Origin of the sequence: Embleya sp. NPDC059237, from assembly GCF_042754105.1 — a bacterium.
In the GTDB taxonomy this organism is placed as follows: domain Bacteria; phylum Actinomycetota; class Actinomycetes; order Streptomycetales; family Streptomycetaceae; genus Embleya.
In genome coordinates this window covers 1-25849 of the sequence record NZ_JBHZAE010000041.1, presented here as the reverse complement: position 1 = coordinate 25849, position 25849 = coordinate 1, and the positions used below count along the sequence as shown (strand labels likewise).

Annotated in this window: 21 protein-coding genes and 3 pseudogenes; 18 read left to right on the top strand and 6 right to left on the bottom strand. The window is 69.7% G+C overall.

Features of this window, described 5'->3' with window-relative positions; all coding sequences use genetic code 11:
* The first annotated feature begins 484 nt into the window (after window positions 1-484).
* Window positions 485-922 carry a VOC family protein gene (locus ACFXKZ_RS51520; RefSeq protein ID WP_380015232.1) on the top strand — a complete coding sequence of 146 codons (438 nt, stop codon included), beginning with the start codon at window positions 485-487 and terminating at the stop codon, window positions 920-922.
* 273 nt (window positions 923-1195) lie between these two features.
* On the opposite strand, the gene ACFXKZ_RS51515 is transcribed toward ACFXKZ_RS51520, so the two are convergent.
* Together ACFXKZ_RS51515 and ACFXKZ_RS51510 are read right to left on the bottom strand one after the other, a co-directional pair.
* Window positions 1196-1675 (bottom strand): hypothetical protein, encoded by a 480-nt coding sequence (locus ACFXKZ_RS51515; RefSeq protein ID WP_380015229.1) that lies wholly within the window; start codon window positions 1673-1675, stop codon window positions 1196-1198.
* A gap of 171 nt (window positions 1676-1846) precedes the next feature.
* Window positions 1847-2368 (bottom strand): annotated as a pseudogene (locus ACFXKZ_RS51510) (ATP-binding protein); the annotation flags it as partial.
* Window positions 2369-2590: 222 nt separating this feature from the next.
* Between ACFXKZ_RS51510 and ACFXKZ_RS51505 the strand changes: the two are divergent.
* Window positions 2591-3325 carry a hypothetical protein gene (locus tag ACFXKZ_RS51505; RefSeq protein WP_380015226.1) on the top strand — a complete coding sequence of 245 codons (735 nt, stop codon included), beginning with the start codon at window positions 2591-2593 and terminating at the stop codon, window positions 3323-3325.
* A 343-nt stretch (window positions 3326-3668) separates the two neighbouring features.
* Here the strand turns inward: ACFXKZ_RS51505 and ACFXKZ_RS51500 are convergent, their stop codons facing one another.
* Both ACFXKZ_RS51500 and ACFXKZ_RS51495 read right to left on the bottom strand, forming a co-directional pair.
* Complete coding sequence (locus ACFXKZ_RS51500) at window positions 3669-4154, bottom strand: hypothetical protein (RefSeq protein ID WP_380015223.1); 486 nt, start codon at window positions 4152-4154, stop codon at window positions 3669-3671.
* Between the two features lie 234 nt (window positions 4155-4388).
* The gene (locus ACFXKZ_RS51495) at window positions 4389-4832 is read right to left on the bottom strand and encodes a hypothetical protein (protein WP_380015220.1); all 444 of its coding nucleotides are present in this window, start codon (window positions 4830-4832) and stop codon (window positions 4389-4391) included.
* Window positions 4833-5461: 629 nt separating this feature from the next.
* Here ACFXKZ_RS51495 and ACFXKZ_RS51490 point away from each other — a divergent pair.
* A complete protein-coding gene (locus ACFXKZ_RS51490) occupies window positions 5462-6019 on the top strand; it encodes a hypothetical protein (RefSeq protein WP_380015217.1) in 558 nt (185 codons plus the stop codon).
* 38 nt (window positions 6020-6057) lie between these two features.
* Here the strand turns inward: ACFXKZ_RS51490 and ACFXKZ_RS51485 are convergent, their stop codons facing one another.
* Window positions 6058-6489, bottom strand: a complete 432-nt coding sequence (locus ACFXKZ_RS51485; RefSeq protein ID WP_380015214.1) for a hypothetical protein — start codon at window positions 6487-6489, stop codon at window positions 6058-6060.
* Window positions 6490-7222: 733 nt separating this feature from the next.
* Between ACFXKZ_RS51485 and ACFXKZ_RS51480 the strand changes: the two genes are divergently transcribed.
* From ACFXKZ_RS51480 to ACFXKZ_RS51440, 9 genes are all read left to right on the top strand, one after another.
* On the top strand, window positions 7223-8500 hold the full coding sequence (locus tag ACFXKZ_RS51480; RefSeq protein WP_380015211.1) for a site-specific integrase: 1278 nt from the start codon (window positions 7223-7225) through the stop codon (window positions 8498-8500).
* Window positions 8497-10401, top strand: a complete 1905-nt coding sequence (locus ACFXKZ_RS51475; protein WP_380015209.1) for a hypothetical protein — start codon at window positions 8497-8499, stop codon at window positions 10399-10401. The genes ACFXKZ_RS51480 and ACFXKZ_RS51475 overlap by 4 nt, the downstream gene beginning before the upstream one ends.
* The gene (locus ACFXKZ_RS51470) at window positions 10398-12173 is read left to right on the top strand and encodes a hypothetical protein (protein WP_380015206.1); all 1776 of its coding nucleotides are present in this window, start codon (window positions 10398-10400) and stop codon (window positions 12171-12173) included. Before ACFXKZ_RS51475 ends, ACFXKZ_RS51470 begins: the two co-directional genes overlap by 4 nt.
* Complete coding sequence (locus ACFXKZ_RS51465) at window positions 12170-12559, top strand: hypothetical protein (RefSeq protein WP_380015203.1); 390 nt, start codon at window positions 12170-12172, stop codon at window positions 12557-12559. The genes ACFXKZ_RS51470 and ACFXKZ_RS51465 overlap by 4 nt, the downstream gene beginning before the upstream one ends.
* Window positions 12556-12966: a hypothetical protein gene (locus ACFXKZ_RS51460; RefSeq protein WP_380015200.1), complete on the top strand. Its 411-nt coding sequence runs from the start codon at window positions 12556-12558 to the stop codon at window positions 12964-12966. Before ACFXKZ_RS51465 ends, ACFXKZ_RS51460 begins: the two co-directional genes overlap by 4 nt.
* On the top strand, window positions 12966-13802 hold the full coding sequence (locus ACFXKZ_RS51455; protein ID WP_380015197.1) for a 5'-3' exonuclease H3TH domain-containing protein: 837 nt from the start codon (window positions 12966-12968) through the stop codon (window positions 13800-13802). Before ACFXKZ_RS51460 ends, ACFXKZ_RS51455 begins: the two co-directional genes overlap by 1 nt.
* Window positions 13803-13830: 28 nt before the next feature.
* Window positions 13831-14787: a 5'-3' exonuclease H3TH domain-containing protein gene (locus ACFXKZ_RS51450; protein WP_380015194.1), complete on the top strand. Its 957-nt coding sequence runs from the start codon at window positions 13831-13833 to the stop codon at window positions 14785-14787.
* 480 nt (window positions 14788-15267) lie between these two features.
* Complete coding sequence (locus ACFXKZ_RS51445) at window positions 15268-16170, top strand: hypothetical protein (protein ID WP_380015191.1); 903 nt, start codon at window positions 15268-15270, stop codon at window positions 16168-16170.
* Window positions 16171-16759: 589 nt separating this feature from the next.
* Window positions 16760-17392 carry an HAD family hydrolase gene (locus ACFXKZ_RS51440; protein ID WP_380015188.1) on the top strand — a complete coding sequence of 211 codons (633 nt, stop codon included), beginning with the start codon at window positions 16760-16762 and terminating at the stop codon, window positions 17390-17392.
* Here ACFXKZ_RS51440 and ACFXKZ_RS51435 read toward each other — a convergent pair.
* Complete coding sequence (locus ACFXKZ_RS51435) at window positions 17378-18670, bottom strand: helix-turn-helix domain-containing protein (protein ID WP_380015185.1); 1293 nt, start codon at window positions 18668-18670, stop codon at window positions 17378-17380. The two genes, ACFXKZ_RS51440 and ACFXKZ_RS51435, sit on opposite strands and share 15 nt — an antisense overlap.
* Window positions 18671-18933: 263 nt before the next feature.
* Here ACFXKZ_RS51435 and ACFXKZ_RS51430 point away from each other — a divergent pair, with 263 nt between their 5' ends.
* From ACFXKZ_RS51430 to ACFXKZ_RS51405, 6 genes and pseudogenes are all read left to right on the top strand, one after another.
* Complete coding sequence (locus ACFXKZ_RS51430) at window positions 18934-19119, top strand: FxLD family lanthipeptide (RefSeq protein ID WP_380015182.1); 186 nt, start codon at window positions 18934-18936, stop codon at window positions 19117-19119.
* Between the two features lie 79 nt (window positions 19120-19198).
* On the top strand, window positions 19199-21235 hold the full coding sequence (locus ACFXKZ_RS51425; protein WP_380015179.1) for a lantibiotic dehydratase family protein: 2037 nt from the start codon (window positions 19199-19201) through the stop codon (window positions 21233-21235).
* Entirely contained in the window at window positions 21232-22305 is a 1074-nt protein-coding gene (locus ACFXKZ_RS51420) for a lanthionine synthetase C family protein (protein WP_380015176.1), read from the top strand. The genes ACFXKZ_RS51425 and ACFXKZ_RS51420 overlap by 4 nt, the downstream gene beginning before the upstream one ends.
* Before the next feature lie 48 nt (window positions 22306-22353).
* A pseudogene (fxlM, locus tag ACFXKZ_RS51415) lies at window positions 22354-24321 on the top strand (methyltransferase, FxLD system); the annotation flags it as partial.
* A gap of 64 nt (window positions 24322-24385) precedes the next feature.
* Window positions 24386-25435: a hypothetical protein gene (locus ACFXKZ_RS51410; protein ID WP_380015173.1), complete on the top strand. Its 1050-nt coding sequence runs from the start codon at window positions 24386-24388 to the stop codon at window positions 25433-25435.
* Between the two features lie 202 nt (window positions 25436-25637).
* A pseudogene (locus ACFXKZ_RS51405) lies at window positions 25638-25849 on the top strand (NUDIX hydrolase); the annotation flags it as partial.

The following is a 25849-nucleotide window of genomic DNA, read 5'->3' as shown; positions in this document are numbered from 1 at the left end:
ACCAAACGCATCTGACCATCCGTCAACGATCCCCACGACGCGAACTTACCAACGAAGAACGGGACTTCGTATCACGAAGTGTCGTTGCAGTACTAAAGGCTCGGGCCGTGTCTGTGCTGGTCACGGGGTTCTGCTGGCGTTGGACGCGTTTGCGCGGGCTGTGACCACCGAGGGCTTCCGAGGCGATTTCAGACGGTGGTGCGTCGAGTCCCCCGCTCACGGGTCTACATTCGCTCCCGGCAAAATAAAGATGTGGGAGAGTTCGCGGACGATCACGTCACACGCGGGTCGGCTGCGGTGGTTTCCCGTGCCGTCGTGGGTCGTCGCCCGCAGGTTGGTACGGATGGCGGCTCATGTGAGTTTGGGGTCGTCCGGGGTCCCCTCGGATGCACTGGGCGGACTACTCCCGTGAACAGGGCGTGGTGTGCGTGGGGCGGATCGGCCCTCAGACACGCACAAACTAGTCCTGATCGGGGAGGACCGTATGGCGACCGCGTGGAGCTTGACGATCGACTGTGCGCGACCGGCGGAGCTGGCCGGGTTTTGGGCGCTGGCGTTGGGCTATGTGGAGAAGCCGGCGCCCACGGGGTTTGGGAGTTGGGAGAAATGGTTCGCCCATCACGGAATCCCGGAGGACGAGTGGGAGGAGGGTGCCTATCTCTCGGATCCGGACGGGGTGGGTCCCAACCTTTCGTTCCTGAAGGTCCCGGAACCGAAGGCGGCGAAGAACCGGTTGCACTTGGACGTGCAGGTCGGCGGCGGTCGTGAGACGCCGTGGGAGGTGCGGTGGCCACGTGTGGTGGAGGCGGTGGCGCGATTGACCGCCGCGGGTGCCACCGTCGTCCACGAGGACGAAGTGCAGGGCAGACCCGATCACGTGGTGATGACGGACCCGGAAGGAAACGAGTTCTGCCTCGTCTGACGGATGTCGGCTCGGGCCGGCCCGGGATGGGGGACCGTGCTCGGGGCGCGGGCCTCCGAGCCGGTAGGACTCGGTCCCGGTACCCACATCCGCCCGGAGCACCTCGTCGCTCACCGGCTCGTGGCGGGTCTCTCGTAGCCGCGACCTCCTCCGTGGCCGCGGCCGAACCGACTCCCGACGCGGCCTTACGCCAACGCTCCTCGTACCACATGAAGATCGTGACCGGGACGATCGCGATGGTTGCCGCGGATCGTCCCTACATTCTCGAACTGCCTACCGGAGTGCCCTGCCGGGGCCACTCGGGGCAGGTGCCTCCCGGCGGGCGGTCGCGAGGATGAACATCGCCACCGCGGCGAACCCGGGACCGTACGCACCGAGGGTCAGATACCTGGGGATTTCGTCGGCTCGGAAGCCGCCTCCGTCCGGGGTGGTGCACGTGAAGCCGAACGGCAGGATGCTTCCTTCGATGCCGTTGACGTGCATCGCCTTGTTCGCTCCGCCCGCGTTGACGCAAGCCTGGGGTGGGCCGGAGTTCGTGCCGCCGTCGGTGGAATCCAGGATCGCAGATCCGACCGCCAGGAAGCCTGCGGTGAAGAACGCCGCTGCGACGGCGCCTATGAGAGAGGCGGCACCGAAGAGTATGTTCTGCTTGCCGGGCCTTCCGGCGGAATGACGGATAAGAGCGGAAAGCCCGGTGACGGCAAGAATGAGGGAGGCTAAGGCGGCAATGAGCGCGAGAAGCAGATAGCCCATCAGCTGCACCGCGCCGGTGCCGACGATTCCATGTTCATCATGAAGCGATGCTAGGGGATCTTGCCGTCTGCGGTTTCCCGTGTACAAGCGGATACCTCAACCGGAACCCACGCCTACGCGCCACCGTCGACTTGCCAAGGCGCCTTTTCGATTAGTGAAACTGCCGTCGCTGCCGAGCTCGTCGATGCAGAGAAGATCGATGCGGCCGTAGCGGGCGATGGTCTTGGTGAGCTGCTTGTCGTCAGCAGCTTCGACGAGTTCGTTGACGAGCTTGGTGGCGAGTGTGTAGCGGACCCGGTAGCCGGCCATCGCAGCCTCGGTGCCGAGGGCGATAGGCAGGTGGGATTCGCCGGTGCCGCTGTCGCCGATCAGGCACAGCGGCCGACCCTTCTTGACCCATTCGCATTTGGCGAGGGTGTGGACCACGGCTGGGTCTACGTTGGGGTTGGCGTCGAACTTGTAGGTGCGCAGCGACTTCTCGCGCGGGAACCCGGCAGCCTTGATCCGGCGGTCCGACCGGCGGCGGGCGCGCTCGTTACACTCGGCCAGCAGTAGCTCGCCCGGATACCCGAGGCAGGTCATCCGGACCTTGGCTGCGTTCGCGGCTGTCTCGCGGAACTCGGTGCGGACGGTCGGCAGACGCAGAAGCCGGCATGCCTGGTCAACGGCGGTCTCGGCGGCCTGCTCGGTCATGCCTCAGGGTGTGCTCACTTTTCCGGTCACTACCGCCCAGAGGATTCGGCGGGATTCACCCCCTTTCCGGATGTCACCCGCACGGTCTTCCGGAGACACGGCGGGAATTTCGCCGACGGTGTCCGGAGGTATTACCCCGATGCTTCGGGCCGCTAAATTGGCAAAGCTTCATCGGCGGGCGCCCGGCGTCCTCTCCAGGTGGCGGTGGTGATGAGTTCTCCGATGTATCCCGAGCCCGACGTCCTCGTGGCGCGTCTTGCGCGGTGGTGCCAGGGTGGCGGCTGTTCGGAAGGGGTCGGGCCTCCCGCGAGTGAGCCGCCCTCGTTTTCCGTGGCATGGCCACCGACCGAGGAGTACCTCGAACGGCTCGCAGAGCGACTCGGGCTGCACCGCCATGATCTCTTCCTCGTCGCGGGCGTGGCTTTGCCGCAAGAGGCGTGGTTCTTCGATGACGGGGCCGGTGGCGTGCTGCCCCAACTGGTGCAACGGGCCCTCTCGCTGTCGGAGGCCGACCGACGGCGACTGCGTGACGATGCCCGGTCCATGCCCGTACTGCGGCAGGCGCTTGCCCGCAGGAAGCCGCAACCTTACGAAGAGTATCCCCCGGGATTCGGCGGCCTCCTGGTGGAGATGTTCGCCCTCCGTAATCTGGACTGGGCTTCGGGAGCGGAGGTGATGTATTCGATGTCCGGAGTCTATCGGGCAGCGTCGACCATCGGCCGGGTGGGGCGTGGAGAGCGGCAACCGGACGCTGACCTTCTCGACGGCTTCGCAGCCGTACTCGGTGTGCCGGTCGGCGTCCTGGTGTCGTTGACCGGTGTGCATCACCCGGACCCACAGCGCCCGATTCCGGCGAAGGTGGTCGATACCGCCGCCCTCTTGTGGGACGCGCGGCACCTGACCGTGGGGCAGGTTCGCCAACTCTCCGAACCGGCGGATGCGTTGGGTCGAAAATAAGGTGAGAGAACGGCGCGCGATCCCTCGGGAGACCCCGGAGGGCCGGCGGCACAGGAGCCGGAGCCGGGGGCCGGGATCAATGCGGAGTGGGAGTGTTCGGCGCTTTCCCGTGGCTCGTTCTCCGCGCGGTGAGCTCCCGCCCCGACAACCCCTGCTCGCGCTGAGCCCGGCGGATCCTCTCGAACAGCCACTGACGTGACCTGTGCACCAGCGATCTCCCTGACCTGGACCGTGATCAACAGCCCACAGCGCGACGGCCGCCGCCGCGCACGGCGAGATCCTGCGCCTGCAACGCGTGATCCAGTCGCATGGCCCCGTGACGGCCCTCGCCAGGCGAAGGAACCTACGATCCAGAGCGCAATCCCAGAGCACTGTGCTCCACCACACCCGAGGGAAGATCGCTCTTTCCCGAAGCCCGTGCCATCAGCTCCACGAGTCCGGCCCGGAGGTCCGCGGCCGGCTCACCAAGGACGATCGCGCTGATGATCAGCTCCATCATCAGACGGTCGTACTCGTCGCCCATGCCCCGATAATTCTCCCGATCGCTCTCCACCACGGCGGAGATGATCCTCACCCCACCACCGATCACCGGGGCAAAGGATGCTTCATAGATGCCGTGCCCGGTCCAACTCCGGTGCATGAAAAGGAGATCGCCTTCGACGAAGACGTTCCACTTCTCATCCATGTCCCGGGCTCGATATCCACGCTGGATCCGCTCCCAGTCACCGTCGGTCCAGACACGATCCGGCAACTGAGACACCGGCCGGGGCGTGTTGATCGCGTGGAGGCGCCGGAACGACTCTCGGGTGAGCGGGGCATCGGCAGTCATGACGCGATCCTATGGAAGCACCGCTCCAACAGGACAGTGGATTACCTCCAAGAGCAGGCTGCCTGGGCGGGGGCGCCCTCAACCGCCTTCCCGACGCGTCCGCAGCGCCCTGAACAGCAGCCTTGTAAAAATCCTTCGTCACTACCCCAGATAACTCGAGGGACTTGTCGCGAGGGAAGCCGGCGGCCTGCTCGGTGGGTCCTCGTTGGCGGGGGAAGGTCACGGCGTTCTCCTTCAGGTGGTGGTCGGGCGGTCCGGTCGCCGGTGTCGCAACAGTTGGTCGTAGTGGGCCACCGAGGGCAGCGGCCGAGTGTCGGGCGGGAGGTGGGCCAGGCGCCTGGCGGTCAGGGAGGTCACGTTCGCTTGGCCTGTGGTCGGCCGCTCGGGCTCGGCGGGAAGTCCGGGCGTGTCGGCCGCGGCGGCCTTGCGGGCCTCGAGCGCGACGGCGTCGGCGGTCAACGCTCCGGCTTTCAGGGCGACCGCGAGGCCTGTGACGAGGTGTTCGTGGGGCAGGTGGCGGCTCAGCAGCAGGACCTCGATCAGGGCGCGGGTGCCGTCCCGGTCTCCGTGAGCCCTTCGGGCGGCTGCCCACCAGGCGTCGTGGACCGGGGTGAACCTGCCTGCGGAACGCGTCTGTTCGAGCGCGGTCGCCCCGGGCAGGGCTCCGGGCTTGCGCACCAGTGCCTCCAGGTAGTGGTCCAGGTCGAGACGGGTCGTGGAGCATCTCCGCGATCGTCGAGGGCGCCGACGCCGACGACGTCGCCAACTGCCCCGCGCCGTCGCCCGCATGCCGGCCGTCGTACCACTGGGTCACCAACGCCCGGTCCGAATACACCGCCGCTCGCCACGCGTTCGGATCCCGGTGGCGGTCGACGAGGGTGTCGGAGTCCTCGGGCCAGACCCGATCGGGGACGCAGTCCTCCCGCGCGATGCGCGCGAACACCGGCCGCCACCCGCGCGGCACCACGCCCCTGCTCCGCGCCGCCAGGGAGTCGGATCCGGCCACGATCACGGCTTGCCTCTCACGTGTGTGCGTCGGGGTTCCTCGGGCGAGTCGGGCGCGCTCGGACGGCCGAGGTCGCTTCGACCGAGCTCGGTGACCGTGCCGGGAGTGGCCTTACCCCCCGGCGCACCCGTCGGTTCCGAGCGCGACCCGCCCGGGATGTGTCGGGGCGTGGTCGTCGACCGGGACCGGCCACCTCCGGGGGCCGATCGGCTCGGGTCTGCCCGCTCGGGTGTGGGCTCGGCGGGCGGTGTCGGTGGACTGCCCTGTGTCGAAGGCGGGTTGGTGCCGGCAGCATGGGCTCATGGCGCCCGTTGTCGCATCGTTCGAGTTGCGTTCCCATCGGACCCGGACCGATGTCGGGGTGTTCGCGTTCGGGGTGGTTGTGTCCGCGATGGCATGGTTGTCGGACCTGCCGCCGGCTCTGGCGATTTTCGTGTGGGGGTTCTTCGGGCTCGGCGGGGTGCTCGTGCTGTTGGGGCCCGTGTTCAGGCCAGTGGTGTTGCGGGTGGACGCGGACGGCGTCGCCCTGCACTGGGGGTTCGGGCGTGCTCCCAGGGTGGTGGCGTGGGCGGACGTGGAGACGGTGGTGTCCTGGCGGGGTAACGGCATGCGCTGGGTCGGCGTGGTCGCCTCCGCGGATTATCGCCGCCGCGCGGGTCTGGAGGGCGGGCGTTCGGGGCGATGGCTGGACAGGGCCGTGGGCATGCCCGTCTCCCGCACCGTCACCACCTGGGACGGCCCGGCCGACGAACTCAAGGCCCTGGTCGCCGCCGTATGGCGCTTTGCCCCCGACACCCCTTGGGCGGACTTGTCCCACCCCGATCACCACGCCACGCCCGACCGACCCTCACCGGCGTGAAGCACGGCTCACGTCGGAACGCCGTGTCCAGCGCGGATTCAGCGGGTGTCGCTTCGGTTGTCGGTGGCCGGTGTGGGGAGGAGGTGGTCGAGCGGCCGACCGTTGTCGTGGGTCCCGCTGTGGGGAGTCGAGTTGGTGATCCCGATGTAGACCGGACCGCGGGTGGTGCGTGTCTCCGGCGCGGTCCACTGGTCGAGTTCGTGTTCGGCGTACGCGTGGACCAGGACGGCGAATCGGATCTCGTGGGTGGGGGTGAACCGCTTCTCCCGCGCGCCGAGCGGCAGCACAGGGTCGATCGCGTGAAAGACGCCGTCGGTGGCGCCCGGGGGGAACGTACGGAACATCTCGAGGTACACGTCCCCGTACTTCGTCCGCACCCGCAGCAGGGCCGACTCGTCCAGGACGTGCTCGGCGTACTCGTGCAACACCAGGGCGAGTTGCCGTCGGTCGGTGTCGTCGAACCCGGTCATCGCCCCAGCGTATCGGGGCCTCATCCGCTCCGCCCAGCCAGGCAGCCGACCCTGGCCGCGGCCGAGTTGGCCCCAGGGTCTGATATGGGTGGGCTTCGTCCGGTTCGCCGAGCAGGACGATGCGCCGTACACCCGCGTCGGGGGGATGACGCCGCGGACCACGGCATCCACCTCGTCGGCCGCACCGAGTTGGGGGATTGGGCACACAGCACACACCTGTACGACCTCATCGACGTGTACCGGTAGCGCGGCGCCATCTGCGCCGCCGTTCATGACCGAAGGGGAGCTGAACGCGACGCCGCCCCGGGCTCGGGCAGCGATGCTCCGCGCGGCGTGGCCCCCGTGCACGTCCCGGGCGCGATGGCGTCGACGTCCGCGCCGGTCGGCGGGGACCCGGTTGCCTCGGTCAAGGCCTCGAGTCGTCGTGCCGAGGGATAGCCGTGACCGCAGCCACCACGCCGCTGTTGCTCGTCGACGGCCACCACCTGCTCTACAGCGCCTGGTTCGTTCTGTATCCAGTGACTTGTTGTTGCTCCGTGCGGTTGAACACTGTGTGACCGCGATGATGACGGCGACAGCCTGCTGGCAAGTTCACAGATACGACTTCGAACGATGGCGCGCTGAGCTCCCCGAAGAGTTGCTGGCGCTGGTGCCCGGTCTTCCCGACCGCGTACGCGCACACGGCGGGCGGGACGGCCAGCGGTTCTTGATTGGCCCCGACGGTCGACCGGACATGAGGGTGAACGACTTCCTGGCGTCCGCGAAGATGCGGAACCGGGCGGACACCACGAACCGCGACTATGCCTACTCGATCGGGGTCTGGCTGAACTTCCTGCTCGCCCTGGGGCGCAACTGGTGGGAGGCCACAGACGAAGACGTCGAAGCCTTCCAGTTCTGGCGGATCACCGATCCGGCGAACGAACAAGCCGTTCAGGAGTCCTCGTTCGCCCGGGACATGGCCGGCTGCAAGACGTTCTACCGATGGATCGGCAAGCGCCACCCGGTGCGGAACCCGTTCGAGGACCGGGACCCGCCCCGGGGCCGCAAGCGCCAGGACGTGAAGTGGCTCGACCCCGCGGCAGTCGACCGGTGGATCTCCGTCGGCGTCCGGGGCCGGGGCCTGGACGGCCGGGTGGACCCGGCCTGGCGGGGCCGCAACGAGCAGCGCGACACCGCGTTCGTCAACGGTCTCTACGGGACGGGCCTGCGGTTGTCCTCGTGGTCGAGCGTTGTGCTCCCGGAGCTCCCCGTCCCACAGCGGGGACGCGGCTACTACCGGTGCCAGCTCGCCGACGAGTGCGCGAAGGGCCGCTACGGCTACCGCTACTGGATGCCCCGGGCGGCCCTGCGCGGGGTGATCGCCTACATCGAGGGCGCCCCCGCGGCGGCGGTCCGCAGAGCCCAGGACGCCGGCCGCTACGAGCACGCCCGGCACATGCGGCTGGTCACCGCAACGACCCGCACGACGGCGTTCTTCGCCGGCCGCGGCGAAAGGCAGGAGACGGACTGGAACAACCTGGGGCCCGACACTCGGCGCCTGCTCTTCCGTCGGACCCCGCAGGGCCTGGAGCCCCTGGCGTTGTGGTTGAACGAGGACGGGCTGCCCCGCGCCGCCCACGGCTGGCATCACACCTTCGACACGGCCAACGCCCGGATCCGGTCGCTTGGGCTGGACGGCTTCACCTGCACCCCGCACATACTGCGGCACTCGCTGGCCCTGAAGTGGTTCGCCGTCGGACAGTTGGTCCAGGCAGCGCGGCTCGGGCACCTGTCCGAGGACGAAGTGCGGGACTTCCGGGAGCAGTTCGGCGATGTCTGGAGCCTGGTCCAGACAATCCTTGGCCATCGCAGGGTCGAGACCACACGCGAGGTCTATCTGGAACCTTTTGAGGCCCTGCAGGTCGAAGTGCTCCTCGCCCACGCCGAGGGCTTTCCGATCGCCCGGTTCATCTCCGACGCCTTCGCAGGCCACCCACGGGTCCGGACGGACCCGCTGGCGGTGGGGCGGTGAGCCCGCGGGGACGCCGGGCGCTCCAGCCCGCTGCGGAGTCGAAGACCCCGCGCGGCTTGATGGCCGGCGGGGAAGGCCGGGTCGTGGTCCGCTGTTACGACCAGCAGGACCGCACGCACCGGGACTACGACTTCACCGACCTGGGGCTGGCACCCGCCCTGCGGGACGGCCTGGCCGCCGCTTTCGAACGCCGGACCGCGCCCGGGAGCGGACTGACGTCGCACCATTCGAACAACAAGGCATACCAGGCCGTGGTGAACTTCGCCCGGCACCTGGTCTTGATGCCCTGCCCGCCGACGGAAATGGCGCTGCTGGCCCCGGAGCACCTCGACGGCTTCCAGGCCGGCCGGAGCCATCTCAGCAGCCACATCAACGAACTCGGCCACGTCAAGAAGCTCCTGACCAAGGCCGAGGGCCTGACCGGGGACATGGCCGGCAAGATCCGGTCGGCCGGGCCGGCCGGATCCCCTGGCGAACCCAAGCAGAGCTACAGCCGCGAGGAGTTCAAACGGATGGCCGAGGCCGCCCGGCGGGATCTGCGGGCCGCGGCGACAAGGATCCGCGCGCATCGCGAGGAACTGCGGCGGTTGCGGGTGGGAGAGCTTGATGCCGCGGCAGACCGTCATTTGGCCCGCCGGTTCGAGTTGATGGACCGGATCGACCGGTTCGGTGATGTCCCGCGGACTCCACCGATCAAGTCGGGCAAGACCATCGGCAAGGTCTTCCAGCAGCCCTGGGTCCAGGATCACGGCGGTGTTCCGCATGTGATGTCCTGGTTCTATCCGACTGCTCACGAGGTCGCCGCCGGGGCGGTGCTTCTGGCCGTCCTGACCGGCGAGAATCCCGGTGTGATCCAGCGGACGCCGGCGGTTCACCACCGGGCGGACGGCTACACCTCCGACCTGGGCACGGCGATCGTGGATCTGAACAAGCGGCGCCGGGGGTCCCGGGCTCACATGACGCTGGCGCTCAGCGAGATTCCCGACTGGATCAGCGTTCCTGAAGATCCGGAGAACCTGTCGTCGCGAGACATGCTCCACACCCCCTTCGGGGTCTATCTGCTGCTGCACGAACTGACCTCCCGAGCAAGGGAGTTGAGCGGAATCAGCCGGCTGCTGACCGGTTACAGTGACCGCGGCGGGAGAGGCTACGGCGGGGGCTTCAGGTCACTGGGGGTAGGCGGCCATCAGGTTCGTTTCTGGGGTGAGCGCCACGGGCTGCAGGCCGACCGCACGGGTGACGACGGGGAACAGCCCCGGCCGCTGTGGGTGACCTTGGAACTCCTCCGGCTGACCTATCTGGAGCTGCATCAACGGCCCGTTGCCCACACCAGGCGGACGTTCTTCGACGACTATCTGGGCCGCAATCGCGGCAACCTCACCGAATACCGCAAGGTGGTGGCCTCCACGCTGGCGGGTGAAGTGGCCAAGGCTCGCACTCGCGGGGCGATGACGCTGCTGAGCGAGCAGGATTTGCAGGCGGCGCTCGCCGACCCGGAGGAGGTGGCCGCCGAGCACGGCCTGGACGTCACCACGCTCAAACGGATGATCAGCGGCGAGCTCGACACCGTCATGAACGCCTGCGCGGACAACCACAACAGTGCCCACGCCCCGGCCGGTGAGCCCTGCCGGGCGTCGTTCATGACCTGCTTGGAATGTCCGTGCGCCCGCGCGCTGCCCCGTCACCTGCCCGTTCAGGTCCTGGTCAGCGATCGGCTGGCCGAGCGCCGGGTCCAGGTGACGCCGATGCAGTGGGCGCAACGGTTCGCCGGGCCCTTCGCCCAGCTCGCCGACATCCTCGACCAGCACGACGACACGGCCGTCGCCGACGCCCGCAACGCGGTGACCGACGCTGACCGCAAGCTCGTCGAACGGTTTCTGGGAAGGGAACTGGATCTGTGACGACCGTCATTCCTGCCGCCTTCGAAACGATTCCGGACGGCACCCAGTGGCCGGATCCCCACACTCCGGCCCTGCTGAACCGCGACCTGCGGCCTGGCACCGATCCCGCCGGGTTGTCGCGGTTCTGCGACGACCGCTGGCACCTGAACCAGGCCGTGTTCGAAGACCACACCAAGGCCATCTGCCTGAACTTCGCCACGATTTCCCGCGCGCTGCGGCAGGAGGTCAAGTTCTACGTCTGGCAGCTGCTGAACCATCGGGGACCGATGCCCATGCCCTGGGCCACGTCGGTCCGGCCGGCCGTCAGCACCGTGGTCGTCGCCTTCGCACAGTTAAAGAGCTTCCTCACCTGGCTCGACAGTCGTGAGGTCGCGTCACTGGGTGAGATCACGTTGCCGTTGCTGGACGACTACCTCAGGGATGTTGCGGACGAGGAGATTTCCCTGGAGCTGAAATACCGGAAGCTCGCCGAAGTGCGGCGTCTTTGGGCCTACCGGACGGTCCTTCCTTCCTCCATGCGGTTGCCGGCGGCGCCGCCCTGGGACGGGGAGGACTCCCGGGAACTGTTCGGCCGCATCCGCGGGACGATGGACAACCGCACCCGCAGGATCGCCGAGCGGACGATGCAGCTTCTGCTGTTGTGGTCGATCCGGTTCGTCGACGACTTCGCCGACGACATCCTGGCCGCCCACGCCGAGCACCTCGACCTGCACACGCAGACTCCGGACACCCGACGCCGCTACGGCATCACCCGCGACACCCAGCACTGGCCCGGTGAGTTGGAGGCCAAGGTCGGCGCCTATCTCCAGACCCTGCGGGAGCGGGGGGAGGCACTGCCCGGGAAGAGGGACAAAGACGGTGTCCCGGTCGTCGATTGGCGCCACCTGGGCCGGGTCCTGGATTCCGCATCGTTCAGCCAGACCCGGACGGGCCACCTGGTGAGGGAGTCGGGGCTGCCGGTCGGGGACTACTCGCCGCTGGACGCGCCGGTCACCGCCCGTCTGGACGGCGGACCCTGGTTGCCGGGCCGGATCGGATTTCACCAGGCGCCGAACATGGCCCGACTGTTGACCACAGCCTGCTTCGTGATCATTTCCTACCTCAGCGGAGCCCGTTCGGGAGAGGTGCTGAACCTGCGGCGGGGCTGCATCGAGCACGACCGCGACAACGACCTGTGGTTGATGAGCGGCCTGTTCTTCAAGAACGCCCGGAACAAGGACGGCAGCAAGGCCCCGGCCGGCGAGACGCGCCGCGATCCCTGGGTGGTGGTGAAGGTCGTCGCCCGCGCGGTCGGTGTTCTGGAACGCCTGCACCCCCATCAGTTGCTGTTTCCGACACGCATCGAGCTCTATCACCGGCTGGAGGCCCGGACGGCAGAGCAACGCAAAGGCAAGGCCCGCACTGACGAAATGATCACCACCGACCTGGCGGACTTCACCGGCTGGGTCAACGATCTCTGCGACAGGACCGGCCGCACCGACCACATCCCCGCCGATGCCTACGCCCGCCTGCACCCGTCCCGGTTCCGGCGGACGCTGGCCTGGTTCATCCGGCGGCGCCCGCGCGGGCTCGTTGCCGCCTCGATTCAGTACGGACATGTCCACACCCGGCTGCTCCAGGGCTATGCCGGTTCCTACGCGTCGGGGTTCCCCGACGACTACGCCTTCGAGGACTGGCTCTATCGGATCGAGCGGATCGCCGAGGACGAACAGGCCCTCCGCGACGGCGAGCACGTCAGCGGCCCGCCGCCGACACCTACCGCCGGCGGGTGACCGGCGCGGCCACCGAGTTCGGCGGACTGGTGCTCACCAGCACCCAACAGGCTCGCGACCTGGTGGGCAACCCGCTCCTTCAGATTCACCACGGTGACGGCATGACCTGCGTCCTCAATCCCCTGCAGGCGGCCTGCCAGCTCCGGGGCGACCGGGACGATCCCCAGGTCACCCCCGACCAGGACGACTGCCGACCCACTTGCCCCAACCTCGCCCGCACCGACCGTGACATCCTCCAGATCCAGGTCCGGGTCGCCGAACTCGCCGAGATCGTCGCCGACCCGCTGGCGCCGCCGATCCGGCATGGGCGGGAACAGCGCGAACTCCATCGTCTCCAGGCCGTCATCGTGGACCACACCAGCGGACGGACGGACTCGGCCTCATGACCCGCCGCACGGAGGCGGACCCGGTCCGCCGGGCGATCCTCGACGCGATGGACCGCCTCCTCAACGGCGCGCCCCGCCGTTCCCAGGGCCGGCTGAGCATCTCCCAGCTGGCCGTCGAGGCGGATCTCAAGCGCTGGCATCTGACACATCAGCACACCGACTTGAAGGATCTCTTCCACCAGCGCGTTGCCGCATCCGAGGCCGGCCGGGCCGCCCAGGCCCAGACCGTCTCGGCCCACGACGCTCTGACGGCCAGGCATTCCGAACTTCAGAAGCATTGCGCGGTCCTGGAGGGGCGGCTGCATGTCTATGCGGCGGCCATCGACGCCCTGGCCAGGGAAAACGCCGTCCTGAGAGACGCGGCCTCAACCAACGTCGTCCCACTGCACCGACGGGAAACCACCTGATGAATCCCACCGCACTTGTCCTGGTCGACGGCCACAACCTGCTTTGGATGGCGGCGATGGGAACACCGGCATCGGTTGCCAGCAGGGACAAGACGCGCGATCTCACCGGCGCCTTCATGTTCTTCGCGCTCCTGCGCAAGGCCGTCACGGAAAACTTCCCCGACGACCCCGAGGTCTTGGTCGTCTTCGACGGTGAACTGGGTTCGGCCGCCCGCAAGACAGCCGACCCGGACTACAAGGCGAACCGGCCCACGGAGACGCCATTGCCGATCAAGAGCCTTCCGGACGTCAAGCGCGGCTTGGACGCGATCGAACTGCCCTGGGTTGAGCTGGAGGAGCATGAGGCCGACGACGTCATCGCCTCAGCGGCCCGGCTGGCCGGGGACCGGCACTGCTACATCTTCAGCCGGGACCGGGACTTCTATCAGCTTCTCGACGACCGGGTCCGCATCCTCAACACCTCGCGGGCCGCAGACCGGCGGATCATCAACGCAGCGGAGATCAAGCAGCGTTTCGGCGTGTTTCCTGACCAGTGGTGCGACCGATCCGCCCTGGTCGGAGACCCTTCAGACAACATCGCCGGGGTTCGCGGCATCGGCCCGACCACAGCTGCCCGACTCCTTGCCGGCGGCCTTCACTTGGAAGGCCTGCCCGGCTCCGGCCGTCTGACCGGGCGGGCAGGCGAAGCCGTCCTCGCGGCCTGGCAACAGGTCCTCGGCTGGCGGGACTTGGCCCGGATGATCAACGACATTCCGTTGCCGACATCGCCCACGGGCAAGCCCACACCGGTAATTCCCCGGGCGGCTGAGGTCCTGACCGTCCTCAATCTCTGGTGAACGAACGGCGAAGGAAGGAGCAACACAGGTGTTGCACTGTCATCCAGCGGACCAACAGGCTCTGAGCTGGGGGAACCGTGAATCCCGAACTCCGATCAGAGAGCAGAGAACTGGCGACATAAGGTTCGGCTTCCCCGCCCGCATCACCAGCCGCAACGGCGCCGACCTCACCGGCGTGTTCGGCACCCTCGCCCTGCTCCGCAAGGCGCAACGCGAACACGCCCCCGACCACGAGGTCCTCGTCGCCTTCGACGGCGAACTCGCAAGCGCGGCACGCGTCGAGACCGATCCCGACTACAAGGCCAACCGCGCCGACGCCGACCACAGCCCCATCGCGTCCCTGCCGTGGGTGAAAACAGCCCTCGACGCGATCGGCGTGCGCTGGATCGAGCACGACACCGCCGAAGGCGACGACACCATCGCCACGTTGACCACCCGGGCCCTCGCCGAGGCGCGGCCGGTGCGGATCATGTCCGGCGACCGCGACCTCCTCCAACTCCTCACCGACCCCGCCGTCAGCGTCCTCAACCGCGGGGCTCCAGCGGACCGACGCGTGCAGACCCGGTCCGACGTCCACGCCCGCTTCGGCGTCCACCCCGGGCAATGGCCGTGTTTTCGAGCCCTCACGGGCGATCCGGCCGACAACATCCCCGGCATCCGCGGGGTCGGAGCCGTCACCGCCGCGCGACTCCTGTCCGGTGGCCTTACCCTCGACGGACTCCTGGCTTCCGACCGCCTGGTGGGCGCCGTCGGCGCGCGCATCGCCGCCCATACCGAAGACCTGCGCCGATGGCGCGACCTGATCCGCCTCGAGCACGACGTCGACCTCCCCGACGACCTCACCACAGGACACCCCACTCCACACCTCGTGACCGCTGCCGCAATCCTGGACCACCTCGCACTGTGGGACACCACCACGCTGAACACGCCGCCGCCCGACAAGGACCGGATCGCATGCCGACGCCGGTCGACGGGGCATCCGTGACCCACGTCGACATCCGGACCACCAGCCTCGACGAACGCCGCTTCGAGCCAATCCGGCCGCGGGCAGCGACATGCCTCGCCGCGGGTGATGACGGATGGCCCGACGCGACGCCGGGACGAAGGCATGTCCCGTCGACTTCGCGCAAGCGCGTCTCGTGCCCCGGGGAACTCGCGTCATACTGTGCGCCCGGCGAATGCCGGGGCGGGCGCGGTCCGGACGTCACAGGGACGGCAGTCCGGGCCGCGCGTTGACCCCCGGACCCACCACCTTGCCGGGTATCGAGGATCGGTCGACGCAGGCCGGCGTCGATTGCCCCCGGCCTCGGACGCTGCCGGCAGGAACCGGCGAGCGTCGCACGCCGAACCGCGCCCGGTGTCCACGTCCACGTCGGCCGGCGGGCAACGCCCCACAATCATGGGGGTCATGCGCCGGCCCGCGACCGACGACCGACGGATACCTCTCACCCGTTAGCCTGCGGTCATGAGTCTGGATGGCGAACTGGACGCGCTGGCGGCCCAAAAGGACCTCCCGGCCGACCTGGTGTGGCGTCTGCTCCGACACCCGCAGGCCCGCCGCACGGTGGCGCTGCTGCGCCGGGACCTGACCGAGGCGATGATCGAGGAGATCATCGCGCTCGGCTCCGTACGTTCCCTCTCGCTCAACGCCTGCGTCCCCGCCGACATCAGGGCCCGCCTGGCCGAGCACCCGGAGCCGATCGTCCGGTGCGGAATCGCCACCAGCGTCGCCGACGATCCGCCGGGGCTGCTCGCCCGACTGGCGGACGATCCGGATCCCTCCGTGCGGACGTTCCTCGCGGGCAACCATCATCTGCCGCCGGAACTGCTGGTCCACCTGGCCGCGGACCCGGATCCCGGTGTGCGCCGGGAGATCGTCCACCACTGGCGCGACGCCCCGGACCGGGTGCGTCGGGCCCTGATGAACGATCCCGACCCGAACGTCCGCACGAGCAGTGTCCGCAGGTGGGTCCCGCCGGCGGACCTGCTGCCCGCCCTCCTCGCCGCCCCCGAGACCCGCGCCGCCGCCGTCGTTCATGCGGGCCCCTCACCGGAGATGGCCGCCGACGCGGATCCCGCCGTGCGCGTGGCCGTCGCCGACCACCCGGACCTTCCCGCGAATCTGCGCGACCGACTCGCGGAGGATCCCGACATGTTCGTCCGCAACGCGATCGCGGCTCGCCCGGACACCCCACCGGCCCTGGGCGAGCGGATCGTGGCCACCCTGAACACCGACAACCCGGTCGCCCAGTGGATCCTGACGTACCGCCGCAACCCCAACGTCGGCGGCGACCGCACACCGCCACCGGCCCCACCGAAACTCACCCGGCAACAGGCGGAAGCACTTCTGGCCCGCGCCGACCTATAGGGCGAACGAAACGTCCCAGGCGAACGAGGCAGGCAGGCCCCCGCTTCCACGCCGTGGGGAAGAGCCGGACCGTACCCCCCGACGCGTCGTCCCCACGCACGTGAGCGGCACGATCACGGGCGCGCGCTCGCGCCGGCGGGGTGGGCACACCGTTCGGACGGTGTGTACGCGGACGCGAAGTGGCCTCGGGAACGCGGTTGTTGATGAAACAGCGAGTGAGGACGGACACGATCACGACGCTGCTCTCGGCCGGCGTGGGCGCGTTCGTGACGGATCCGGCGCTGAAATCCGCGTGTCGTCCGGAGCCGAATGCCGATGCACGTCCCGGTAGCCGGTACTGTGCAGCGCCGGCGTCCACGGGTCGATGTGCCGATCGGTTGCTGCTTCTCCGTGATTCTCGTCCGCGAACGTGTCCCGAGGAACCCTGCCTGCGGGAGTTGTCGACCCTGCTCGGGCGCGGCCGTGCCGGCCGTCGCCGGGTGCGCGGTTCCACAGGACGATGTATTGCCTCGGTCGGGTGCGTTCGGCATGACCGTCGCGCGACGGGCGCGGTCTGCTGCTGCGTCTGTCAGGGCTTTAGGATTGCGTGATGGCGATGTCCCCAGGGCCCCGGTACAGCGGTGTGGTCTTCGACTTCTTCGGGGTCTTGACCTGGAACATGGTCGAGGTGATCTCGGCATTCGAGGATCGGGAGAAGGTCGCACGGGGAACTTTCCTTCGCGGGTGGGCCGATCCGCGAGGGCAGGAGCTGTTCCGACGGTTGGAGCTCGGCCTGATCACGCAGACCGAGTGGAACGAAGGCTACGGGGCTTTGATCGGTGTTGTTCCCCACGACCTGATGGCCCGATACCTCCATGATGCGTTCCCGGCCCACGAGGTGCTCAAGGTCGCTCGGCAGGCGCGGTCCGCGGGGATCAGGACGGCAGTGCTGTCGAACAGTCTCGGGCGGGAACCGTACGATCCCTACGCGGGCTTCGACCTGCGCGGCACCTTCGACGAGGTCGTGTTGTCGGCCGAGCACGGGATACGCAAGCCCGATCCCGCCGCCTTCCGCCTGGTGCTCGACAAACTCGGCGTGTCGGCCGAGGGGTGTGTGTTCGTCGACGACGGCGAGGACAACCTTGCCGCCGCGCATCGTCTGGGCATGAAGCCGCTGCTCGCACTCGACGAGCGTGTCGCGGCCCGTCGTCTGCGCGAGATGCTCGGTCTACCCGACCTGTAGGAAATCGCGCACACCCGCGTGGGAGAGGTGCGCCGTCAGCTTCGCGCGAAGTCCCGTCAGTTCGGTGGCCGAACGGGCGGAATCCACGGACCCGAGACATCGGGTGGCGTGGCGCGCTGTGGCGACCGCGGCGTCGAGGTCGTGCAAGGTCAGATGTGCTTCGGCGGCCCGCGCGAGGTAGATCGCGTGGCTTCGCGGATACTCGTCGTCGCCGGGATAGGACGCTTGCATCGCCGCCTCGAAGTACCGTACCGCCCGGGCCGGTTCGCCCAGCTGCAAGGCGGCCGAGCCGGCGATCATCTTGACTTCGCCGTAGTCCACCCAGTAGAGGGTCCTCGGATCGTCGTCGTGTCTTCCCCGGTCCAACGCTGCGCGGGCGATGTCGAGTTGGCGTGCGCATTCCTTCTTTGCGCCGGTTTTGGACAGCGCGCGGGCGGTGCGTGCGGCCAGCATGGCGCGCATGCGCGGAGTGGCCTTGTGCTTCACCTGCTCGTGTGCCGTCTCCAGGAGCGATATCGCCTTGTGCTCCTGTCCGGGGGCGGAGTAGCACTGGATCGCGGCGAAGGAGAGTGTGTAGGCGCCGCCGATCGGATCCCGGGCCTCGGCCGAGGCCCGGAGGGAGGCGTCGAAGTAGCGCTGGGCGATGCCGAAACGACCCTGGTCGAACGCGGCCCACGCCACCTGCCGGGCCGCTTCGGACGCCGTCGAGTACAGCCGGTCCACGGTCGGCCCGTCGTAGCGGCGTGACTTGATGAGCCCGACGATCAAGGACAGCTCGCCGCGGGCCAGCCGGTACACCTCGCCGCTGCCGAGCTCGTCGTCGAGATGCATGAGGTGGTCGAGCCGCTCGTTCACGTGAGCCAACATCGCCGGGCCGCCGGGAACAGGCGCGCGAGTGCGGGACGTCCGCAGTCGTTCCACGGCCTCGGACCAGCCGCGTGCCGAGGCGGAGAGCGCCACTCCTGTCGTGAGGAAGCTCCTGCGGTCCACATCACTCCCGTCCGAGAGTCTCGCGAGCGCCGTCAGGGTCCCCGCCCGGTTCCACGGCGTGTTCCCGGCCGGCGCCGAGCCGGTGGCCTCCAGTCTCCTCGTGAACAGGCCCCCGGTGCGCAGGGTTCGGTCGTACGCGGCGGCGACACCGAGGGTCACCGACCGGTTCCCGTTCTCGACGCTGCGCAGGTATGCCTGGTGGAACCCCGCCTCGCGGGTGAACCTCGCCCAGGTCATTCCGGATGCTCTGCGCGTCTGCCGTAGATCGTGCCGGATCTGGTCGGGCATCGCAGACGCCCTCCTCGGTTTGGGATCGGTGCCGGCTCGGCCCACCTCATTGTTCTCCGCCCGATCCCGGTGTGTGCTCGGTTCGGGACACGACGCAACGGACTTCGCCTCGACCCGAAGACAGGGCGAGGCGCGAACCTCGAGTTTCGTCGCGGGCGCGCGCCCGCGGACCGCGCCCGGCGGCAGCAAGCCGCGCGTTCGCACCAGAGCACCGGCCCCATGTCCGGACCGGTGCCTCCGAAAACGGATCAGGAGCACAGACGATGCAGACTCCGACCATCGGGCAGAGCCCCGAGCCGCAGGACACCGTCGACACCGATACCGGGCTCGACCCGTTCCGGCTCGACATCACGCTCATCGAGAACACGCCGGCCACCGAGACGGTGCTGACGTGCACCACCGGCGACAACTGCGGGAGTTCCTGCCCGAGTGCCTGCACCACCTCGTAGCCCGGATCGTTCGGACACGCGGGCCGGACGGAACCGTTCGCCCGGCCCGCGGCCCTTGGCCAGGAACGGAGTGTGGGTGATGACGCGCTCACGACACAGCCTGTACCGGAGCGCCGGTGAAGGGATGCTGCGCGCCGCGGTGAACCTCGCCGGGCCGGACATGCCCACGTGGCCGAGCCCCGGCGCGCCGTTCGAGCACTGGCGGTCCTGGCTGGGCGCGGTCTGGGCCGACGACGCCTTTCGCCGAGCGGTGTCCGCGGCCAGCCCGGATCTGGACCGCTGCGTCGGGGAGATCCTCGGCGGACGATCCACGAAGGCACGCCGCGCACGCCGCGCCGCACTGGCCACCGCCCGGTACGCGATCAGGTACACGCAGCGCTCCACACCGTTCGGCCTGTTCGCGGGTGTCGCGACGATCGAGTTCGGCGGCGCGGCACAGGCACGCTTCGGGGACCGGCACCGGGTCGTCACCCGGCCGGACCCGGTGGCGCTGGACGCGGCGATCGCCGAGTGGGAGAGGGACGCCGAGCGGATGGCGGACGTCGACGTCTGCGTCAACACCCTGGCCCGTCGGCGGAGAGGGCGCCTGTACGTCCCTTCCGAGGGCGCCTCGGAGTTCTCGCTCGCGTTGACACCCGCGGTCGCGCTGGTGCTGGAGGCGGCCCGGTCGCCGATCCGGTACTCGGCCCTCGCGGACAAGGTCGCCGCCGAGTTCCCGGACGCGGACGAACACGATCGGACCCGGCTGCTGCCGCAACTCCTTCGCGTGCGGCTGCTGCGCTCGTCGCTGCGTGCACCCGCCACCGTCGTCGACCCGGCCGACCCGTTGCCCCGCGAACTGCGCGCGAGAGCCCGCACCGCAGCCTCGGCTCCGGACCTGCGACTGGACGCCTTCGTGCGACTGCCGCGAACGGTCGAGGTCGAGGCCGAGACGGCCGCGACCGTCCTGACCAGGCTCGCCCCACACCCGGCGGGAACCCGGGCGTGGAGCCGCTACGCCGAGCGGTTCGCCGACCGCTTCGGAGAGGGGATTGGGGTGCCGCTGTTGCAGGTGACGGATTCCGACACGGGTCTGGGCTTCCCCGAGGGGTTCGGTCGCGTCTTCGAACCGCCTCGCCCGATGACCCGCCGGGACCGCCTGCTCCTGGAATTGGCCGGCACCGCCGCCGTCGAGGGCCGCGGATCGGTGGTGTTGTCCGGCGCGATGATCGACCGGCTGGAGGCCGCAGGCGGCAAGCCCACGTGCCGCGCGCCCCACCTCGAACTGTGTGTGCAGATCCAGGCGGCATCGACCCGGGCGCTGGACCAGGGGGGCTTTCGTCTGCGGGTGGCCACCGTTTCGCGCGCGGCCGGATCGATGACGGGCCGCTTCCGGCACCTGTTCCCGCAGACTGGCTCGACCCACGCCGATCTGCCCACGGTCGAACCCGGAACGCGGACCGCCCAGTTGTCCTTCCACGCCGGCCGCGTCCGGGCCGACCTGCTCACACGCACCCCGCAGGTTCTGCCACGGCTGGTCAGCGTCGGGGAGTTCCGGCACGCAGGCAAGGACGTGCTCTTCCCCTCGGATCTGGTCGTCGGCCTTCGCGAGGGACGCCTGTACCTGGCCGAGGCCGCCACGGGCACGCACCTGGAGCTTCTCGCGCCGACCGCGATCAACTTCCTGTGGAACAACAACACCCCACCGCTGGCCCGCTTCCTCGCCGAAATCGCCCGAGCCGGGGCCCCGCAGGTGACGGGGTTCGACTGGGGCGCGGCCTGGACGCTTCCGTTCACCCCCGCCCTGCATCACCGGCGTTCGATCCTGGTGGCCGCCCGCTGGAAGTTCCCGGCCACGGCATTGCCCGGGCCGGCAGCGACGTTCGACGGATGGGCAGGGCAACTGCATGCCTGGAAGAGCCGGTTCCGCGTGCCGGACCGCGTGCTCCTGGCCGAGGACGACCAACACCTGCCGCTCGACCTGCGCCGGGACATGGACCTGGACCTGCTGCGCACGCACCTGGCCGCCGCCCCGACCGGGGTTGCGGTCCTGCACGACGCGCCGCCGCCGGACGCCGACGGCTGGATCGGCGGCCGTGCCCACAGCATCGTCATCCCGCTGCGGGCACGCCCGTGAAGGCGACCGCCGGCCCGCCCGAGACGCAGGACCTGTCCGAGGGCCCCTTGGGGGTGGCGCTGCTGCACATCGAACGCGGCAACGCCGCCCGCGCACGAAGCAGCCTGGAAGCAGCGGTCGCGCACGGTGTCAGCGCCGGAGGCAACGCGTCGCTGTTCCACGGCGCCCCGGCGCTGGAGTTCGTTCTCGGCCGGGCGGGGCGCCCCGACCGCGACGTACAGCGCGCCGTGGACCGCATCGTGACCACCCGGCTGGCGGCCGCCCACCGCCGGCAGGCTTGCGGAGGGCTGCCACGCCTCGCGGAGTTCGACCTCGTCCGGGGCCTGAGCGGACTGGGCGCGCTGCTGCTGACCCGCGACGACACCCCGCCGCTCCTGGGGGAGGTGCTGGCATACCTGGTGTCCCTGTCACGGCCGATTCTTGTCGAGGGCCGGGCCTTGCCGGGCTGGTGGTCGCCGACCGGCCCCGCCGGCGAGGCGATGGACGGCGGACACGGCAACAACGGTGTCGCACACGGCATCGCCGGCCCCCTGGCGGTACTGGCCCTCGCCGCCAGGCACGGCATCCAGGTTCCCGGACAGGACGATGCCATCGCCGTGTTCGCGCGCTGGTTGGGCAGGCACGGCCACCGCTACTGGACGACCCGTGATCGGTTGTCCGCAGACGAGCCGCCCCCGGCGGCGGCCGCGCGTCCGTCCTGGTGCTACGGCGAACCCGGCATTGCCCTCGCCCTGCAGTCGGCCGCGATCGCCCTGGGCGACCCGGATGGTGCACGCGCGGCGGAGGACACCTTCATGGGCGCGCTGACCGACCCGGACCGTCTGGCACGGGTCACCGACGCATCGCTGTGCCACGGCTGGGCCGGCCTGCTGACCGCCGCCCGCGCCGTCGCCGAACACAGCCTCACGCCCGCCCGGCTCACCCCGCTGATCGCGGACCTCCGCGAGCGCTTGGCCGCCCATATGGACCGGTTGGCCAAGCCCGGCCTGATGGAAGGCCGAGCCGGCGCACACCTGGCACTCGACGGCACGAACTCCACCGGTTGGGCCCGCGCCCTGCTGATCTCCTGACCCACCCATTCCCACCCCCGGAACCCACGACCAAGGAGCGCCCGGACCATGGACGTCGACGACGAAGGACCCCCGATCACCCGGGACGCGCTCTGGTGGCACGCCACCGTGTCCTTCCCCGACCGCGCGGGAGCCGGCCCGGAAGCCGCCCGGGCGCTGTCCCTGGCCCTGAGCGACCGGCGGTTCCACTTCGTACGCAAGGACCGGGGGTTGCGACTGCGCACCGAGCACTCCGCCGCCCATCTCCTGGACGCACTCGTCGCCGACCGACTGCTCAACGGCTGGGTCGCAGGCGTCTACGAACCGGAGACCACGGCATTCGGCGGCCCCCACGGCATGGACGTCGCCCACGAACTGTTCTGCGCGGACAGCCCCGCCGCCCTGGCCGAGACCGGCAGCCCCGGTGCCAGAGAACGCTGCGTCCTCCTGCTCTGTCACCTGAACCGGGCGGCTGGCCTGGACCCGTTCGAGATCGGCGACGTCTGGGCCAGGCTCGGCTCGCTGCGCCCCGCGGTCATCGCTCCCACCGGCCGGGCGCGCGAGCGGGCGATCGCGGCGATGCGGCGCCTGACGAACGCCGACGCCGCCCGGCGGCCGGACGCCGAGCCCGACTGGCCGGGACGCGTCGCCGCGTTCGAGGACGCCGGGCACCGACTGCGGCGACTGGCCGTCGACGGGCACCTGGTCCGGGGCCTGCGCGCGGTACTCGCCCACCACGCGATCTTCGCCCTCAACCGCGCAGGGGTACCGGTCGCCGAACAGGCGGCAACGGCATGGCTGGCCGTACAGGTCGCCTTCGCCGACAGGAGTGAAACCGACGTGTCCACCCACCGAGCCGCTTCCCCCGCCCCTAGCCTCACTCGCATGGAGACCACCACGCCCCCGGCCAACGACCCCGCCGCACTTCGCGAGGCGCTCGTGACCCGCCTCGTCGACGGCGGCCACCTGTGCACCCCCGCCGCCATTGCCGCCTTCCGGGAGGTCGAGCGTCACCTGTTCCTCCCCGGCGTCGACCCGCGCACGGCGTACGTCGAGGACGCCGTGCCCGTCAAGCACGACGAGCACGGCGAGATGATCTCCTGCATCTCCGCACCCTCGATCGTCGCCACCCAGATCGAGCAACTCGGCCCCCAGCCCGGCCAAAGGATCCTCGAAGCCGGGGCCGCCACCGGCTACAACGCCTCCCTGCTCGGCCGACTCGTCGCCCCGGACGGCCAGGTGTGGACCGTGGACGTCGACCAGGACCTCGTCGACCGCGCCCGCAAGAACCTCGCCCAGGCCGGAGCGTCGAACGTGAGCGTCGAACTCGCCGACGGCGCCACCGGACTCCCCGAACACGCCCCCTTCGACCGCATCCAGTTCACCGTCGGCGCCGGCGACGTCCCCGTGCGGATCCTCGACCAACTCGCCCCCGACGGACGCCTGGTCCTGCCGATGCGCATCCGCGGCAGCGTCTCCCGCAGCTTCGCCTTCGAACGCGACGGCCGCACCTGGAAGACCGTCTCCTGTGAGATGGCAACCTTCGTGCCCCTGCGCAAGGGCGTCTGCGACGACGTCTACACCCTCGTGCCCATGGCCGGGGAAGGCAACGTGCGCCTGGAGACGTTCAGCGAACAGGACGTGGACCGCGAGGCGATCCGCACCGTCCTCGATCAGCCCTCCGGCAAGGTCTACTCCGGCGTGAAGTTCCGCCAGGGCGACCCCTGGGAGTGGCTGTACCTGTACCTGGCGACCGTGCTGCCCAATGGCCTGTCCCGCATGCCCGGATCCCGCCCCGGCTTCACCCCGCATTTCGCATGGGGCTCCATGGCAGCCCTCGACGGCGACACCCTCGCCTACCTGACCGTACGCGAAGGCGAGGACGAGCAGGGCAGGTTCTGGGAGATCGGCGCCATCGGCCACGGCCCCCACGCCGCCGCGCTCGCCGAACAGGTCGCCACGGAGATCGGCGAATGGGACCGCGGCTGGGGCAACACCGCACCCGCCCCCGGCTTCCGCATGGCCGTCGGCGACGCCCGTCGGCAACTCGCGCCCACCGAGTCGCGCCTCGTCGTCGACAAGCCCAACAGCCGCCTCTCTGGTGCGTCGACCGAAAGCGCCCGGATTACCCCTGGCCGAGCGCATCGACCACCTCACCGCGCTGGCCGTCCCGCCCGCCGACGCGGGCCACCGCGCATTGGTGGCCCGCGCGAGCGGGGTCCTCAACTACGCCGCGCTGATCGCCTCCGACGTCGGGCTGCCCGACCTGGCCGCCGATCTGTGCTGGAGACAGCACCGGGCCTTCGCCGACGCGGGACGCCTCACCGGGGACATCGCCGTGATGGCGCTCATGCCGGTGGTGAACCTGGCCCGACTGCTGATTCGCGAAGGCGACGGCGAAGGCGCCTACGAGGTCCTGGAGCGGTTGCTCCACGCCGGCCGGCGGCGCGGAACAACCGATATCCGCGACCGGGAGATCGACCTGTCGGTGTTGACCGGCAGCGATGCGGACCACCGAAGAATCTGCGAGGAACTGTGGGCGACGGTGCTGATCGACGGCGCCAGGGCCCTGGCGCGGATCGGCCGCTGGACCGAGGCCGCCGAAACCATGGCAGCACACCGGGGCGTCGGCAACCGACTACTCGACGGCCGCCAGATCACGATCATGTCGTTGATGGAACGCGGCCTCGACCGGCAGGCCCGCACCATGATCGACACCACGGTTCCCACGGAACCGTGGGAGAACACCGTCGCGGCCCTCCTGCGCGCCCACTGCCAACCACGACAACCGCACCCCGACCTCGCCCTACGCGAGGTACTCCCGGTGATCACACCGCCCGACCCGGCCACCGCCGCGTTCCAGGCCCGAGTCGCACTGACCGTGCTCGACCTGAACCGCGAACCCGCGGACCCCACCGGCATCCGCGTGCGAGACGCTCTCGCCGACGTGGCCGCCCTCGACGCCTACGCCGCCCGCGACGTCCTGAACCACCGCCCGGCACGCTCGCGCTTGACCTGTGGACAGACCCGCAAACTCCGTGCCGTCCTGAGCGCATCGGGGCTCGACGCCGGACATCTCTGCGCAGTCCACGCGCAAGCCCTCACGGCAGCCGTGGACAGAGCCGAGATCGCGCTCCGCGGGCAACTGTGAGCCGCCGCATGGGCGACCCTTCGCACGATCCCGCGGTCCCGGACGACATCATCCCGCGACTGTCGGTAGGGGTCTATACACTGCGCGTGATGACATCGAACCCACCAATCCCGGCGCCGCGCATCACTCCCCCCGACCCCGACGACCTGGTCACGAGACCCCGGGGCGAACCCGGAGTCCGCCGGCGGTCGGGAGTGTCCCGATGAGCGGTGAGGAAGCCGTCTCGGTCCCGAACCGGCGCGTCGAGTCCGGTACGCGGGGCGTCCTGAACGTCGTCGGAGTCCACCTGTACGCGCAGGACTCCCGAGGGCGGATCCTGCTCGGGCTGCGGCACCCCGATTCGCTCTACGCGCCCTCCACCCACCACTTCCTGGCTGGACATTGCGAGCAGGAGTCCGCCGTCGCCTGCCTGGT